Source organism: Endozoicomonas sp. ONNA2 (assembly GCF_024606365.1).
In the GTDB taxonomy this organism is placed as follows: Bacteria; Pseudomonadota; Gammaproteobacteria; order Pseudomonadales; family Endozoicomonadaceae; genus Endozoicomonas.
Genome location: NZ_JAHHPO010000834.1, coordinates 1 through 14,479, shown reverse-complemented (window position 1 = coordinate 14,479; position 14,479 = coordinate 1). Strand labels below are relative to the sequence as shown.

Sequence of the window (14,479 nt, the reverse complement as noted above, 5' to 3'; positions counted from 1 at the left end):
TAGACCAATTTATCGCAACCGCAGCAGGGCAGTCTATTCTCGGACAGCCTCCTGGTGAAAGTGGGAACTTTTATTGTCTTAATCGGTCTCAATCATCAAATTAATTAAAAAGTGTGGTCAAAATGTTCGGATTACATCCTGAATCCCCATCAAACCCTGATACCAAGGCTGCGCATAGCCACAGTCAGGAAAGTGGCTCGGCCGTTGGCAGATTTGGCAGAAAAGTCGTCAACTTTTTTACCAAAAGGCATATGCCCTCCAGTGAAGAGAGTTCCGCATGGAATAACATTTCAACTTTTTTCCAAGATCTCTACGCCCGGTCAGCCAAGGTTGTCAATTATGTCTACAGACATATCGGTGAAATGTTGCCGCCCTATTTTGCCAACGCCGGAATTGGCAGCGTCGCAGGGTTCGTTGCAGGCGCCTTAACCCCTATCGGACCACTTTGGGGAACGGTTGGCGGATTGCTGATTGCTACAGGCTGGCAGTTGTGTGTTGAGTGTAACACCGATCGTGATCAACCTGATTTAGCCCGACTTTAGTTTTTCAATCCTGACCGGGGGAATATCTTCCCCTGTTTTTATGTTCGAGGCTTGAATCCCTTCCCACAGCAACTAGTTTTATATAAGTAAACTTTTTTTATCTATTCAGGCATGGAGCCCCTCATGGAAGAGCAAAACATCAAGAAACTGGCGCTGATCATATCCGCCAACTGCATTCGTCAATCCACCATTGAAGAGTGTCAGAAAAAAGGACAGATAAACGATCAACAACTGAATCAAATTAATAAAGAGATGTCTGATCGAATCTTTACCTTCCTGACCTACCTGCTGCAAAAACCCGCTGATGAATATACCGTCATGATGGAAGCCATGGCCAAACACTACCCGGAGAACTGGGAACAGCCCGAGCTGAGCAAGCTTATTCTGCAGCAACAGGCTCAAACCGCTACCTCTGCGTCAACTCAGCATTAATAACCGGTTATTCAGAAGCGATGGTTGTCCCTGCGCTACCATCAGGGACAAAAACAATGCCCGGCTGGAAGAGTCGATTCAGTTACCGATTCCAGCGGTGCTTGGTAGGGACACTCATGTATCTTTCTATCCTTTCCCTGGCGGATACCATCGACCCTGATCAACACTATCAAGCGCTGACATTCACACTGGATGAACTGTTAACAGAGCTGCGTATTGACCATGCCCCTACCCTGGAGTCAATGATCGACTCCAGCCAGATCTGGCGCAGAAAACCGGGACAGGAACGGTGGGAATTACCAGCCCTTGATATATCAACAGGCAAAGAGTATAGACTGTTTGATTTGCTTGAAAAGCTTGGACTCATTGGCCCCGTCGCGCCGTTAACAAAGCAATATGATTATGCACTGCTATTGGGAGCCACTGCCCCCGGCATGAAAAGCAGGCTGGACTATTTAGCTGACTGGTGGCGTCAGGGCGTCCGATTCAAACGCTTGATTTTTCTGGTTGGCCAGCGCCCTCTCACCCCGGGAGCTGATTACCTGGACATTCTGATAACAAAGTCTGAAAAGAAGAAGCTGGACCCACTCCCTTTTACCGAAACAGAGGCAGCCATCATGCTGCATCAACTGGTCTCCATGCCAGAGGCCATGAGAGCCCTGCCGGTTGAGTTTATCGATACGCCAAGAAACTGGAAGAGCGGACTCTGGCACAGACCCAATACCCGCGACACAATCAGGCATTGGTTAAAAACAGTGCCACTACCGGGGACTGCCCTAGTTATCTCAGACCAGCCCCATGGGCTTTACCAGAAAGAAGTGGTAAAACAGGAGCTGCCGGGCTTTACCATTGATCTGGCAGCAGGTCCGGCAAACCCGGCAACCACTGTGCCCATTTATCTGGATGCCCTCGCGTTATGGCTTCATAACCTGAAACCTTTTATTTTTCCATCAGAACCTTCAAAGACGACGATCACCCCAGGACGGCATTAACTTCTGGGCAATGCCCAACTGATCCAGTATCCGGGCAACAATAAAATCAACCAGGTCTTCCACGGTTTCCGGTCGTTGGTAAAAAACTGCTCAACAGCCTCGGGAGTATCACCGATCTCATGATCCATTTCAGTGGCCAGAACTACTTTTGCCGCCCTGGACCAGAACAAACACCTGTTGTTCTGCAGCAACGAGACACTCTAAAAGCCGAAGCCCATACTGGGCTCCGGAAGCCCCCGTGATGGCCAGGGTAACTCTTGCGGGCTTTGTCATTAATTTACTGCCAACGTTAATTTTCCTTGAACTTTTCTTTCAACCCACTGGCTATACGGCCATGAATCCCCTCAAAACCGCCATTACTCATTATTAGCAAATGGTCACCAGCCGAGGCGGTATCCACCAGATAACGCACAATGGCTTCTGTGGAATCCATAACCGATGACTTTATCGGGCTACCCTGCACTAACTCGGCCAATGGCCAGTCAAGCCCTTGGGGTTTAAACCAGATCACTTCGGAAGCCCCGGCGGTAGAGGCGATCAATGTCTCCTGATGTACGCCCATTTTCATGGTGTTTGACCGGGGTTCAATGATGACACGAATATTGGCACTTTCCCCCAGTTTGGCCCGCTGCCCGGCCAGGGTGGTGGCAATCGCCGTTGGGTGATGGGCAAAATCATCATAAATCCGTATACCGCCAACCTCCTCCACCATTTCCATCCGTCGCTTTACCCCCTGAAAGACAGACAGCGCCGAACAGGCTATATCGGGCAAAACACCGACATGGTGCGCCGCCGCAATGGCTGCCAGGGCATTGGCAACATTATGGTCACCTTCGTGCTGCCAGTTCACGGTTCCGACAACCGCGCCTTTATACAAGACCGTAAAGTGGCTGCCATCGTTACTGACCGGTGCAACCTGCCAGAGGCTTTGGCTGCCACCCAGGTCTTCCAGCTCAGACCAGCAGCCCATGGCCAGCACCTCTTCTATCTCCAAAGTACCGGCAGGATAGATAATTCGGCCAGTGCCCGGAATGGTCCTGACCAAATGGTGGAACTGCCGCTGAATAGCCGCAAGGTCAGCAAAAATATCCGCATGGTCAAATTCAAGGTTATTGATAATCAGGGTTCGTGGCTGGTAGTGAATAAATTTTGAGCGCTTATCAAAAAAGGCGGTGTCGTACTCATCCGCTTCAATAACAAAAAAGGGGGTACTGCCAAGTCTTGCAGAAATCCCGAAGTCTTTGGGGATGCCGCCAATCAGAAAACCCGGGGACATGCCTGCATAGTCCAGTATCCATGCCAGCATACTGCCGGTACTGGTTTTTCCGTGGGTGCCGGAAGCTGCCAATATCCAGCGACCGGGAACGATGTACCTGGCAAAAAATTCGGGACCTGAAACGTAGGGAAGCCCCTTCTCAAGTACATACTCTACCGCAGGAATCCCCCGTTTCATGGCATTGCCAACCACCACCAGATCCGGTGACGGGCTGAGTGCTTCAGTACCATACCCCTGAAATAATGAAATACCCTGCTCTTCCAGCTGGGTACTCATCGGCGGGTAAACGTTCTCATCAGAGCCTGACACCTCAAAGCCAAGCTCTCTGGCCAGCATGGCCAGGCTTCCCATAAAAGTCCCACAAATACCCAAAATGTGTATATGCATTCTCAATTTCTCCAAAACCGGAATTTTGACATTGTTTTTGCCTCAGGCGCAAAAGGACATTGACATCTTAAGGCCATCAGCCCTTAAAAGATCCTCAACAACGAACCAGACAAAGCGCTACCAATAAACTCTCGATCGGGTATCATCAGCCATGAACACACAACAACACACAGAAACACCCGGAATTTAACCGATGACATTGAAGCACGCTTTTTACGCACAGTCTGGCGGTGTTACCGCGGTTATCAATGCCAGCGCCTGCGCGGTTATTGAAACAGCTCGTCGTTACCCGGATAAAATCGGTAAAGTCTACGCCGGGCATAATGGCATACTGGGCGCCTTGCGTGAGGAGCTTATCGACACCTCATACGAATCCGATGAAACCATCGGTGCCTTACTGAGGACTCCCGGTGGTGCCTTTGGTTCCTGCCGTTACAAGCTGAAGTCATTCGAAGAAAGTGAAGCGGAATATCGTCGGTTAATTCAAGTATTCCAGACTCATAACATCGGCTATTTCTTCTACAACGGTGGCAATGACTCCATGGACACGGCCTGGAAAGTGTCCCAGCTCAGTGAAAAAATGGGGTATCCGATTACCTGTATCGGCGTCCCCAAAACCATCGATAACGACCTGGCGGTTACCGATAACTGTCCGGGCTTTGGCTCCGCGGCCAAATACCTTGCCGTATCCACCAAAGAGGCCAGCCACGATATTGCTTCCATGTGCGATACCTCCACCAAAGTGTTTGTTATGGAAGTCATGGGACGACATGCTGGCTGGCTGGCGGCAGCTACCGGCCTTGCTGCCCGGCAGGATGGCGACCCACCGCATATTATCCTGTTCCCTGAGTTGCCGCTGGATAAAGAAAAATTTCTCAAAAAAGTCCATGAAACCGTTAATAACCAGGGTTATTGCGTGATCGTTGCTTCAGAGGGTGTCAAATACGACGATGGCAGCTTTATCTCAGCGTCCACAACGGTCATTGACTCCTTTGGCCATCAGCAGCTTGGTGGCGTGGCTCCCACCCTGTGTAACATGATCAAGCAGGAGTTGGGCTACAAATATCACTACGCCGTCGCTGATTATCTTCAGCGCTCCGCCCGCCATATCGCTTCACGTGTTGATGTAGAGCAGGCTTACGCTGTGGGGAAAGCCGCGGTTGAGCTGGCCGTAACGGGTCATAATGCCGTGATGCCCGCCATCGTGCGGGAGTCTGACTTGCCTTATCGCTGGGCGATCAAAGAAGTACCACTGGAGAAGGTCGCCAACTTTGAACGTAAAATGCCATTGGATTTCATCAGTGAAGATGGCTTCAACATTACCCAAACCTGTCGGGGCTATCTTGAACCGTTGATTGAAGGAGAAGAGTATCCCGCCTACCTGAACGGCCTGCCCCGTTTTGCCAGGTTGAAAAAAGTGTTTGTCGAGAAGCAGCTGGATACACCATTCAATGTGTAATGTTCGCTTAAACGTTCATTAATCAAGGTCGGAGTAAAAACGAAAGTCATTCCGACCTTCATGCTTCGCTACATACATCGCTTCATCTGCCACCTTGATCAAACCGTCAGCATCACTGGCATTCTCAGGGTAAAAGGCAATACCGATACTGGTGCCTACTTGTCTTGAACAATCACCCAGTGCATGGGGCTCCTTAAGTGCGGTGAGAATTTTATTGGCAACCGCTCTGGCATCTTCCAGACTCTTGACATCATCCAGAACCACGGCAAACTCATCACCACCGAGTCTGGCAATCAGGTCAACCTTACGGATACAGCCCTCAAGACGATTGGCAACACTGATCAGTAACTGGTCGCCGGCATCATGGCCTAGCTGATCATTGATCTCTTTGAAATGATCCAGATCCAGGAACATAACCCCCGTATTATTGTGGTAGCGGTCACTCCGGTCCATTGAGGACTGAAGAAACTCCCTGAATAACGTCCGGTTAGCCAGCCCCGTGAGGCTATCATACTTGGCCATTCTCAAGAGCTGGTCTTCCAGCTGTTTGCGCTCAGTTATATCCTGAAAGACAAACACCGCGCCCTGGACAACGTTCCTGCTATTCACGATGGCAGCAATGTTGAATTCTGCCGGAAACTTTCCCTGGCTGACGTTTATTAATTCAGTGGACTGTTTAAGTGTCCCGCCCTGCTCAAAACACTCACGATAAATATCTGACGTCTGCCATCGATCCTGTGCAGTTTCACCTGTGGCAGCATCCAACAGAAACCGGCTGATATGCTGATCCAGAAAAGTTTGTTCAACACCACCCAACAACTCACAGGCTGTCGGATTGATAAAGGTTATCTTGCCCTCTTTATCTACCCCGACAATACCTTCTCCTGCACAGTCCAAAAGCAGCTTGTTCTTCCGACTGATCCATTGCAGCTCCCTGGTGACCTGTTCAAGCTCCAGCCGCTGTTCCTCCAGCTGTAAAAATACTTTCACTTTACCCAGAAGAATTTCCGGAACGATCGGCTTGGGCAAATAATCAACAGCGCCCGACTGATAACCTTTAGCCACATAGTGCTGATCTTTATTAATTGCCGTAACAAAAATAATGGGAATATTGGCCGTTTGCTTGTTACTGTGCAGCAATGTAGCCGTCTCAAAGCCATCCATGCCCGGCATCTGTACGTCCAGAAGAATCACCGCAAAGTGATGGGCCAGAACTTCAGACAGTGCCTTTTCGCCAGAATCCACCTTGTGGATTTCAGCCCCCAGGGGCTTTAATAACTTATCCATAGCCAGCAAGTTTTCCGGGCGGTCATCCACAACCAGAATTTTGACGTTGCTGTTTGTCTCCATACCAGGCAATTCCTGTCTCATTCCCAAAAGACAGCCGTCCACCGATTGGGTAGTATTGGCCTTGTCAATTCAAGGCATCAGGCACCAATCTGATCCAGAAAGGCCGAAATTTCCTCTAGTGTCATCAGGTAATCCACACACCCGGTATCCAGTGATGCCCTGGGCATAAGGCCTATTTCGGCATTTTCAGGACATTGAGCAACGGTGGTTCCGCCAAAATGCTTCACTGTTCGAATACCATCGGCACCATCGCGATTAGCGCCAGTCAAAACCACTGCAACCAGCTCCTGTCCATAAACTCTGGCCGCTGACTGGAACAACACATCTATAGAAGGCCGTGAGTGGGCAACGGGTTCTTCAAGGTTCAGACTGATCACTCCCTGCCCCTCAACCAGCATATGGTAGTCGGCCGGTGCCAGATAGATTGCACCCGCCTGTATTCGATACTTGTCTTTTGCCACCCTGACCGGAAGCACACTCTGCCGAGCCAGCACCCTGAGCATGCCTCTGTCATCATTCAAGCCGACATGTTTGGTGACCAGAATGGGCAGTGAGAAGTCCTCTCTCAGTTCGCTGAAGAGAAAACCAAGGGCATTTATTCCCCCTGCCGACGCTCCAAGCACGACAGCCCGGGGTTTCTTCTCAACTGCAACCGAACTCAAGAACCCAGCTTCCTGTAGATGCGAAGCCTGTTGCTGACATCTTCAAGGTGGTTCCTGATCTGGCTGAACTTCAGGTTCTCTCTGCGTCCGATGCAGAGAAATCCCCTCGGGCATAAACTGTCGTTAATCAAAGTTAACGCCCTGTCCTGCAATTGCTCGTTAAAATAAATGAGCACATTGCGGCACATCACCAAATTCATTTCACCAAAAACGCCGTCAGTCACCAGATTGTGATTGGCAAACGTTACCCGTTCAGCCAAACGGCGGTTGATCTTGATGGAGTCATAACGGCTGACCCAATAATCACCAAGCTGAGCCTTCCCGCCCGCAAGACGGTAGTTATTTTCATAGCGACTAATATCTTGCGCCGGGTAGATACCGTTTTTTGCCAATTTGAGCGCACCATCATTGAAGTCCGTAGCATATATCTGACAACGATCCAGAATGCCTTCTTCTTCCAGAAGGATGGCCATGGAATACACTTCCTGACCCGAAGCGCACCCCGCATGCCATATCTTGATAAACGGGTAGGTTTTGAGTACGGGTATCACCTCTTCCCTCAAGACTTTAAATACATCCGGGTCCCGAAACATTTCAGTCACAACCACCGCAAGGCTTTTGACAAATCGATGAAACGCACGGTCATCATGGAGAAACAGTGGAATTAATCCGCTGACATAGTCAATACCCACCTTATCCATATACTTTCTTACCCGACGAATCATCGACGCCTTGGCATAGTCATGAAAGTCATAGCCGTAACGCGTCTTGACCGCGTCCAGCAGCAAGTCGAGTTCCAATCGTTCCAGATCAGCGACTGAGCCATTCTCCATCATCGCAGCAGCCACACCTTCAGCATTTCTGTCAACTTGCCCATATCCAGGGGTTTGGTCATGTAATCGTTGGCACCCGCTTCAAGGCATTTTGCCCTGTCATCAGCCATCGCCTTGGCCGTCAGGGCAATAACCGGAAGATCTTTAAATTCATTGTTCTGCCGAATGATGGCGGTGGCCTCATAGCCATCCATAACCGGCATCATGATATCCATTAGCACCAGCTCAATGCCTTCCTCTTCCTCAAGCTTGCTGATGGCATTTTTGCCATTGTCTGCCAGCACCACTTCCAGCCCAATGCCCTGAAGGGCTTTGGAAAGAGCAAATGTATTTCTCAAGTCGTCATCAACCAGCAGAATCTTGTGTCCATCAAGACGTTTCTCTGGCCCGGTCACCGGCTCATTGGGCGTATCATCTGCCTGATCATTATTCACGGTATGCAAGAACAGGCTGAATTCATCAATGATTCTGTCAAGCGCCCGGTCACCTTTCATCACCATGGCATTGGTGAATTCCTGCAACCGGGAATGTTCATCCTTATCGACCGGCTGCGCAGTGTGAATCACCACTGAAGGCATATCTTCACCCAACTTGCCCTTCATCTTTTCCAGGAACGCCAGCCCTCGTACTTCGCCCAACTCCAGGTCCATAATCAGGCACTGCCACTGTTGATCAACAAGTCCCTGCTCAGCTTCCGCCACTGTGCTGGCATACCCTACATGGAGCCCCTTTTTCTCCAGTATGTTGCCTACTTGAGATCTTTGCCCGTCATCAAGATCAAGAATCAAGACATCATGGACATCCTGACTGATGGCCTGCGCAAGGGTCAAAAATACTTGATCAATATCGGTAACCCTGACGGGTTTTTGCAAATAACCCACAACCTTAAGGTTGGGCGCCAACTCTGGACTCTGTCCCGATATGATATGCACCGGAATATGCCGGGTTGATTGATCATCTTTTAACTGCGCAAGTACCTCCTGCCCATCCATATCCGGTAAGCCTAAATCCAGAATGATGGCCGAAGGTCGATGTTGTCGGGCCAGGGCAATTCCCTGCTCTCCTGTTGTCGCATGCAAACAGCCAAAGCGATGTTTACCCGCCAGTTGAGTAAGAATGGTGATAAACTGAGGGTCATCCTCAATAACCAGTAGCTGATAATCAAACGACGCCGTAACCACAGGATCAGATACCCCTGTCTCCTCCGGTTCGTCCTTTATTTCTGGCTTTTGAACACCTGACTCATTGGCCGCCTTAGACTGATCAAACACCTCTGACACATAGTTTTCTGCCAGTACTTTCTCAGGGCCAAGAGAACACACAGGATTAGCTGGCAGAAACAGGGTGAAGGTAGTTCCTTCACCTTCCTTACTGTCCAGCTCGATAAAACCACCCAGAAGTTCTGCCATCTCTCTGGAGATCGCCAGACCCAGCCCGGTACCCCCATATTTTCGGCTGGTAGACCCGTCCGCCTGCTGGAAAGACCCAAAAATAGCGGCCTGCTTCTCTTTGGGGATACCAATACCACTGTCTTTTACAGCAAAACCAACCCAGGTATCTTCACAAAAACGGCCAGGCCTGGTCTCATTAAACATTCTTACCTGAACACTGCCTTCCTCAGTAAACTTGAAAGCATTGGAAAGGAAGTTCTTGATAATTTGCATAAGTCGCTGGCTATCAGTGAAAACAGACGTACTGGTACCGCTCTCAATGCTGATTGGAAACTGCAGGCTGCGGCTTTCTGCCAGGGGATTAAACATGGTTTCGATACTGCCCTTGACCTCCTGCAAGGGCGTATCATCAAGATTGACCGACATCTTTCCGGCTTCAATTTTGGACAGATCAAGAATATCGTTGATTAGCGACAGTAACTCTTTACCCCCGTTGTAGATCACCTGTGCAGACTCAACCTGGTCTTCTGTCAGGTTACCTTCGTCGTTTTCTGCCAACATCTGGGAAAGGAGCAATAAAGAATTCAGGGGCGTGCGCAGCTCATGGGACATATTGGCAAGGAACTCGGATTTATACTTACTGGCCCGGGCCAGCTCCTCCGCCTTTTCCGTAATCTTTTTACTGGATAACTCAATATCCTGATTCTTTCTCTCAATCTCTTCTTTCTGGATCATTAGCTGTTCGCTGAGTTCTTCGAGTTCTGCATTGGATTTTTGCAGCTCCTCGCTTTGGGCTTTCAGCTCTTCCTCAGACTCTTCGAGAATACCGGCTCGCTTTTCCAGCTCTTCATTCACCGAATGCAGCTGTTCTTTTTGTACCTTTAATGCCTCTGATTGCTCAGTGGTGGTGTCAAGCAACTGATTGACCCGGGTTCGATACTGGGCAGAGTTAATGGCAATGGCAATACTTTCAACAGAATCTTCGAGAAACAGGCGTTGTTCATCCGTCATTGGACCCAGTCGTGCAAACTCAACTCCCCCTTTTAACTCATTTTCATAGCAAAGCGGGACAATGATCAGATGAGCCGGCCCGGCAGTGCCCAGTCCGGATTCAATTTCAATATAGCCATCGGGTACATTGGCTATCTCCAGGGTTTGTCTTTCCAGTGCTGCCTGACCTACCAGCCCTTCACCCATGGCAAAACTCTGTGCATGCTGATTGCGTTGACTCCAGGCATAGCTACCCATCAACTGCAGCTGGTTTTTATCATCTTTTACAAACATGGCGCCGGAATGCATATCCAGATAGCGGGCAATATAGGTCACAATGTTTTGGCACAGTTCAGCCATCGCCTGCTCTCCACGAACACTGTTGTACAATCCTGCCTTTCCCTCTTGAAGCCAGTTTTTCCGGGTATTTTCCGCACTGACCGAACGCAACCTATCCGTCATCTGGGCAAAACTGTGACTGAGTTCGCTAATCTCATTATTACCGTTCAGAACGGTCCCTTCGGCATAGTCACCTGCAGCGACCCTATTGACCCACTGGGTAATCAGGCGGATGGGCTTGACCAGTCGACTCGTGACAAATAGAGCAATGACGACCACCAGGGCAAAGGTGATGGCGATAAGAACAAAAAGGCGTTTTCGAAAGTCCTGGACTGACGCGAAAGCATGCCGGTGGGTAACTTCTGAAAGCAGTGCCATGGGGGTTCCGGCAATATTGATCGGCAGAAAAATCCCCAGAACCTCTTCACCATGAATGTAGCTTCGAATATGGCTTAAGCTCGCTTTGGCGGCTTGACTTAAAACGTCCTCGTCGTCCAGGGCTAAAGTGTCGAGATCGTCTGAAATTGATACCAGATCATACTCATGCTCTTTATCAGGATCAGGCTCAAAAACATGGCCATCACCTGAAGCGAATATTTCGGAGTGGGTCTCCTCTTCTATGTAGCTTCCTTCATTATCGAGATGGCTTAACCATAAATTAATAAGCGGATTATCATCCTCAAATTTGAACTGCTTTTGATTCTCAACCTTAGTGCCAAATCGGATTTTCCGATCCTTACCCACCAGAAATGAGGAAAGCCCGGCTATATGCGACTCACCTTTATCAAACATACCCTGAATATTCTTCGGATGAATCTGCACTGCAATAAAACCAACCGATTTCTGAAGGAAATCAGCCAGGGGCAATATTAAAAAGATGACTTTATCATTACCTATTGGCGGATAAACAGACAGATCTGCATATCGTGGCTGTTGATCATAAAAGCTGGCTTTAACAGCCTGAGAAAAAGCGGTACTTTTCAGTTCTGAAGTAAACAGGTTTTTTCCTAAATCACTATACTCATTGACGGTGTACAGAATGTTGCCATCTCTGTCACCGAGGATTACATCGGAGTAATCATAGAATCGCAAGAAATCCACATACTCCATGGCGTACTTTTCATAGATATCCCCGTACTCCCTGGAATTAATAAATTCAGAAACCGGCTGTGTTTTATAGCCTGGAGCCATCACCAACTCGGTAATAAATGTTTCAGAAGATGATGCCATAATGAATAGATTGGTTAATACCGTATCAAAGTATTCATTAATGCGTTGAGTTAACTGAAAATTTACTGATGAAAGTTGATCATAACGATCTTTAACAATGGCTTCTTTTCCGGTTTTGTACTCATTCAGCCCAACAATAACAACAGGCCCAATGGATAGAACAATAAACCAGAGGAACAATGTGAGTGCCAGGCCACCGGTCTTTCGCCGACTGTTTTTACTGGATGACTCTGAACTCATGACCTAATCTCAGTGCTTTACCAAAGGATAGAATTTGGAACTTTTCTATCTCTTAATCATCGTTTGATTGCACAAAAAAATTAGTCCGGATATTTCATAAATTGCCCCGAATCTTACACTTGTCATTAATGTGACAATTGTTTGATATTGCCAAGATGCTTAATTTTCAGGGCCTCCAGAGATTTAGTCATCGCTGCCTAATGGCGCAGGATCAGTGGTAATCAGCTAAAATTTTAGAAAGATGGCTACTGTATCAGTATTCCCAAGGTAACCAGTGAACCTGCCAAAACACTCAGCGAGCTGGCTAACATCAATACTTCCGATTTGGTCAGCTTATCGTATTCAGGTTTCATGCTGCATTTCCTGTACGGCTACTTCGTTTATAGAAAAAGTATAGTACTGGGAAGATGGCCTATTAATTGGCGCCAGCATACAAGTTACTGGTTGATTTCAAATGAATAAATAAAAAATAACGTCAATTTTAATTACTATTGAAAATTTAAATCATTATTTTGATTCCAAAATATGAATAAGACTAGAAGGCTGTTCGAGAATAGGCTGCTCTACGCAGGAGCAGTTTGCCGAGAGTGACGGCATAAGGAGTCAAAAATATATCATTTCATATGGTTAGCTACTTATGCATTGAAAGCCGGAAACTTATCTCGCGTTTTATTGGCATAAGCCACCAGCGCCAGCATAATCGGCACTTCAACCAATACCCCGACCACTGTCGCCAATGCAGCCCCGGAGTTCAGACCAAACAAGCTGATTGCGACGGCCACTGCCAGTTCAAAGAAGTTAGAGGCACCAATCATCCCACCGGGTGCGGCAATGCTGTGCGGCTCTTGCCATTTGTACATCCAGTAGTAGGCAATGGCGAAGATGAGAACTGTCTGAATAATCAATGGAATAGCGATCAGTACGATATCTACAGGATTGGCCAGGATCCGGGGTGCCTGAAAACCAAACAGCAGCACCACGGTCAGAATCAAACCGAGGATTGACAACGGCTTTACCCGGTGGCCAAAGGTCTGTAAAGCCTGTTCAGAGTGTAGGACTTTTCGGGTTATCAGCCCTGCCAGTAATGGCACAACGATAAATAATACGACAGAAAGAAAGAGCGTACCCCAGGGTACGATAACATCGGTAACCCCCAGCAAAAACGCAGCAATCGGCGCAAAAGCCACCACCATGACCAAGTCATTCACCGCCACCTGAACCAGTGTGTAATTGGCATCACCGCGGGTCAGCTGGCTCCAGACAAAGACCATGGCGGTGCAGGGTGCCACGCCCAACAGGATCATTCCGGCAATGTATTCGTCACCAATCGCCGGTGAAATAAAGCCAGTAAAACTACCGAAAAAATAGCGAATAAACAGGATCGCCAGAAGTGCCATGGTAAATGGTTTAATCAACCAGTTGACGGTCAGGGTGACAATCAGGCCTTTTGGGCGACGATGGACGTTTTTTACTGCGGTAAAATCAATCTGTATCATCATTGGATAAATCATCAGCCAGATCAGCACCTCAATGACAAAGTTAATGCTGGCATACTCCCAGCTTCCCAGGGTGGCAAAGAATGATGGCAACAGTGTTCCTCCGACCAGCCCTGCGACCATGGCCAGAGCCACCCAGACACTCAGATAACGTTCAAAAATACCCATGATTTGAAACTCCAAATATATATCGATAATCGTCGAAAAACGATAATTTAGTACTAAGCACTTCCTTTCTATCATGTTCCCGGGTTGAACACGGGAACAAGGCAGACCATTGCGTATTGACTAAAGCGGATCAATATCAGCCAGTAACTGCTGAACCCGTTGGATGCCTTCCGGGCGCAGGCTGAAGCAGGTTTTCGGGTGCTTTACCTCGGCATGCACCAATCCGGCTTCCCGCAGAATCCGAAGATGTTCTGAAACCGTGGACTGGGCAAGACCAAGTTGCCCGACCAGGTCAGAACCCAAACACACACGCCGCGCCAGTATCCGTAATAGCCTTACCCGTGCCGGATGCCCAATGGCTTTGGCATATACAGCCAACTCCTTCTCAGCAGACTCGTTAAATTGACAGTCAGCGAGGCTTTGCAGGCATTCGGTCATTACTTAACCCACTTGCATCTTAATCGTTAAATCACGATAAAAGATAAACCGGTCTTTTTCACTTGGCAAGTACCCATAGAGCAACAAAGTCCTGCGCGAGATTCGGGGCAATTATCCGGGCCAGGAGGCTGTCAGAGAATAGCGCCCGAATGGGCGTCCCCATAGCAAGGATTGCGAGAAATTGAGGATAAAAGTTTCTGCTTCTGAGGAGAATAGCCAGGAGGCTGTCCGAGAATAGCGCCCGTAGCGAGGAT

General features: G+C 48.5%; 13 protein-coding genes. 4 read left to right on the top strand and 9 right to left on the bottom strand.

Annotated features, from left to right (window positions below; translation table 11 throughout):
- The first annotated feature begins 122 nt into the window (after positions 1 to 122).
- The 3 genes from KDK14_RS14860 (at position 123) to KDK14_RS14850 (ending at position 1,966) form a co-directional block, all read left to right on the top strand.
- Entirely contained in the window at positions 123 to 542 is a 420-nt protein-coding gene (locus tag KDK14_RS14860; protein WP_257265954.1) for a hypothetical protein, read from the top strand.
- A 123-nt stretch (positions 543 to 665) separates the two neighbouring features.
- Positions 666 to 974 carry a hypothetical protein gene (locus tag KDK14_RS14855; protein WP_257265953.1) on the top strand — a complete coding sequence of 103 codons (309 nt, stop codon included), beginning with the start codon at positions 666 to 668 and terminating at the stop codon, positions 972 to 974.
- A gap of 116 nt (positions 975 to 1,090) precedes the next feature.
- A complete protein-coding gene (locus KDK14_RS14850) occupies positions 1,091 to 1,966 on the top strand; it encodes a hypothetical protein (protein ID WP_257265952.1) in 876 nt (291 codons plus the stop codon).
- Positions 1,967 to 2,095: 129 nt separating this feature from the next.
- Here the strand turns inward: KDK14_RS14850 and KDK14_RS21500 are convergent, their stop codons facing one another.
- Both KDK14_RS21500 and mpl read right to left on the bottom strand, forming a co-directional pair.
- The gene (locus KDK14_RS21500; protein WP_306671560.1) at positions 2,096 to 2,239 is read right to left on the bottom strand and encodes a hypothetical protein; all 144 of its coding nucleotides are present in this window, start codon (positions 2,237 to 2,239) and stop codon (positions 2,096 to 2,098) included.
- 16 nt (positions 2,240 to 2,255) lie between these two features.
- Entirely contained in the window at positions 2,256 to 3,629 is a 1,374-nt protein-coding gene (mpl, locus tag KDK14_RS14840; RefSeq protein ID WP_257265951.1) for a UDP-N-acetylmuramate:L-alanyl-gamma-D-glutamyl-meso-diaminopimelate ligase, read from the bottom strand.
- 193 nt (positions 3,630 to 3,822) lie between these two features.
- On the opposite strand from mpl, the gene KDK14_RS14835 reads away from it, so the two are divergent.
- Positions 3,823 to 5,088, top strand: coding sequence for a 6-phosphofructokinase (locus KDK14_RS14835; protein WP_257265950.1), 1,266 nt, complete (start codon positions 3,823 to 3,825; stop codon positions 5,086 to 5,088).
- Between the two features lie 18 nt (positions 5,089 to 5,106).
- Here KDK14_RS14835 and KDK14_RS14830 read toward each other — a convergent pair whose 3' ends face one another.
- From KDK14_RS14830 to KDK14_RS14800, 7 genes are all read right to left on the bottom strand, one after another.
- The gene (locus KDK14_RS14830) at positions 5,107 to 6,438 is read right to left on the bottom strand and encodes a diguanylate cyclase domain-containing protein (protein WP_257265949.1); all 1,332 of its coding nucleotides are present in this window, start codon (positions 6,436 to 6,438) and stop codon (positions 5,107 to 5,109) included.
- Positions 6,439 to 6,515: 77 nt separating this feature from the next.
- Positions 6,516 to 7,100, bottom strand: a complete 585-nt coding sequence (locus tag KDK14_RS14825; RefSeq protein ID WP_257265948.1) for a chemotaxis protein CheB — start codon at positions 7,098 to 7,100, stop codon at positions 6,516 to 6,518.
- Positions 7,097 to 7,948, bottom strand: coding sequence for a protein-glutamate O-methyltransferase CheR (locus KDK14_RS14820; protein ID WP_257265947.1), 852 nt, complete (start codon positions 7,946 to 7,948; stop codon positions 7,097 to 7,099). The genes KDK14_RS14825 and KDK14_RS14820 overlap by 4 nt, the downstream gene beginning before the upstream one ends.
- Positions 7,933 to 12,123: a response regulator gene (locus KDK14_RS14815; RefSeq protein WP_257265946.1), complete on the bottom strand. Its 4,191-nt coding sequence runs from the start codon at positions 12,121 to 12,123 to the stop codon at positions 7,933 to 7,935. Before KDK14_RS14815 ends, KDK14_RS14820 begins: the two co-directional genes overlap by 16 nt.
- A 635-nt stretch (positions 12,124 to 12,758) precedes the next feature.
- Positions 12,759 to 13,787: an ACR3 family arsenite efflux transporter gene (arsB, locus tag KDK14_RS14810; RefSeq protein WP_257265945.1), complete on the bottom strand. Its 1,029-nt coding sequence runs from the start codon at positions 13,785 to 13,787 to the stop codon at positions 12,759 to 12,761.
- Positions 13,788 to 13,907: 120 nt separating this feature from the next.
- Positions 13,908 to 14,225: a helix-turn-helix transcriptional regulator gene (locus KDK14_RS14805; protein WP_257265944.1), complete on the bottom strand. Its 318-nt coding sequence runs from the start codon at positions 14,223 to 14,225 to the stop codon at positions 13,908 to 13,910.
- A 58-nt stretch (positions 14,226 to 14,283) separates the two neighbouring features.
- Positions 14,284 to 14,479, bottom strand: a 196-nt coding sequence (locus tag KDK14_RS14800; protein WP_257265943.1) for a hypothetical protein, incomplete at its 5' end; no start/stop codon positions are given.

Coding starts and splice junctions, on each gene's coding strand:
- mpl (WP_257265951.1), bottom strand. CDS start 3,629: ATGCATATACACATTTTGGGTATTTGTGGGACTTTTATGGGAAGCCTG.
- KDK14_RS14850 (WP_257265952.1), top strand. CDS start 1,091: ATGTATCTTTCTATCCTTTCCCTGGCGGATACCATCGACCCTGATCAA.
- KDK14_RS21500 (WP_306671560.1), bottom strand. CDS start 2,239: ATGACAAAGCCCGCAAGAGTTACCCTGGCCATCACGGGGGCTTCCGGA.
- KDK14_RS14805 (WP_257265944.1), bottom strand. CDS start 14,225: ATGACCGAATGCCTGCAAAGCCTCGCTGACTGTCAATTTAACGAGTCT.
- arsB (WP_257265945.1), bottom strand. CDS start 13,787: ATGGGTATTTTTGAACGTTATCTGAGTGTCTGGGTGGCTCTGGCCATG.
- KDK14_RS14830 (WP_257265949.1), bottom strand. CDS start 6,438: ATGGAGACAAACAGCAACGTCAAAATTCTGGTTGTGGATGACCGCCCG.
- KDK14_RS14855 (WP_257265953.1), top strand. CDS start 666: ATGGAAGAGCAAAACATCAAGAAACTGGCGCTGATCATATCCGCCAAC.
- KDK14_RS14835 (WP_257265950.1), top strand. CDS start 3,823: ATGACATTGAAGCACGCTTTTTACGCACAGTCTGGCGGTGTTACCGCG.
- KDK14_RS14815 (WP_257265946.1), bottom strand. CDS start 12,123: ATGAGTTCAGAGTCATCCAGTAAAAACAGTCGGCGAAAGACCGGTGGC.
- KDK14_RS14860 (WP_257265954.1), top strand. CDS start 123: ATGTTCGGATTACATCCTGAATCCCCATCAAACCCTGATACCAAGGCT.